General features: G+C 56.0%; 1 tRNA gene and 2 rRNA genes (1 of these 3 only partly in view). All 3 read right to left on the bottom strand.

Annotation, left to right across the window (positions count from 1 at the left end):
• Positions 1-2: 2 nt before the first annotated feature.
• Positions 3-79: transfer RNA gene (locus ACTJKX_RS23540), tRNA-Met, on the bottom strand.
• Between the two features lie 49 nt (positions 80-128).
• Positions 129-243: ribosomal RNA gene (gene rrf, locus ACTJKX_RS23535) — 5S ribosomal RNA — on the bottom strand.
• A gap of 143 nt (positions 244-386) precedes the next feature.
• Positions 387-1,355 (bottom strand): 23S ribosomal RNA (locus ACTJKX_RS23530) (it continues 1,842 nt past the right edge of the window).

Genomic DNA, 1,355 nt, shown 5'->3' with positions numbered 1-1,355 from the left:
AGTGGTTGCGGGGGCAGGATTTGAACCTGCGGCCTTCAGGTTATGAGCCTGACGAGCTACCGGGCTGCTCCACCCCGCGGCAGGAATTTGTTTGATTGTCATGGTTTGTTGAGATTTTTGCTTTGCAGGCCTGGCAACGACCTACTCTCCCAGGTCTTGAGACATAGTACCATCGGCGCTGAGGAGTTTAACGGCCGAGTTCGGGATGGGATCGGGTTGAGGCTCCTCGCTAGTGCCACCAGGCCGGCGAAGCAAAAATGAAGCAAGATGTCCTTGCGATCCCGAAGGGATCGTCAAGAGCGCCGCCAGCGACATGGTTTCATGTCGCGAGAGGCGCCCCTCTCAGGATATGGCTCAAGGCCATTCGTGAGTATTGATAAATGAGAGCGATCAAGCCGATCAAGCTATTAGTACCGGTAAGCTGCACGGATCGCTCCGCTTCCACACCCGGCCTATCAACGTGGTGGTCTACCACGGCTTTCGAGGGAGAACTCATCTTGAGGTGGGTTTCCCGCTTAGATGCCTTCAGCGGTTATCCCGACCGTACATAGCTACCCTGCACTGCGGCTGGCGCCACAACAGGTCCACCAGAGGTACGTCCATCCCGGTCCTCTCGTACTAAGGACAGATCCTCTCAATTCTCCTACGCCCACGCCAGATAGGGACCAAACTGTCTCACGACGTTTTGAACCCAACTCACGTACCACTTTAATCGGCGAACAGCCGAACCCTTGGGACCTTCTCCAGCCCCAGGATGTGATGAGTCGACATCGAGGTGCCAAACGATTCCGTCGATATGGACTCTTGGGAATCATCAGCCTGTTATCCCCGGCGTACCTTTTATTCGTTGAGCGATGGCCGTTCCACAACGGACCACCGGATCACTATGGCCGACTTTCGTCTCTGCTCGACTTGTCAGTCTCGCAGTCAGGCGGGCTTATGCCATTGCACTCGACGAGCGATTTCCGACCGCTCTGAGCCCACCGTCGCACGCCTCCGTTACTCTTTGGGAGGCGACCGCCCCAGTCAAACTACCCACCATACACTGTCCCGGGCCCGGATGACGGGTCGCGGTTAGACATCCATGATCGTAAGGGTGGTATTTCAAGGGTGGCTCCACCGGGGCTGGCGCCCTGGCTTCATAGCCTACCACCTATCCTACACATGCAAGCACGAATGCCAGTGTAAAGTTATAGTAAAGGTGCACGGGGTCTTTCCGTCTAAGCGCAGGTACCCCGCATCTTCACGGGGAATTCAATTTCACTGAGTCTATGCTGGAGACAGCGGGGAGATCGTTACGCCATTCGTGCAGGTCGGAACTTACCCGACAAGGAATTTCGCTACCTTAGGACCGT

This window comes from Labrys sp. 22185, assembly GCF_052045555.1.
Lineage (GTDB): Bacteria > Pseudomonadota > Alphaproteobacteria > Rhizobiales > Labraceae > Labrys > Labrys neptuniae.
This window is presented reverse-complemented; position numbering and strand designations above follow the sequence as displayed.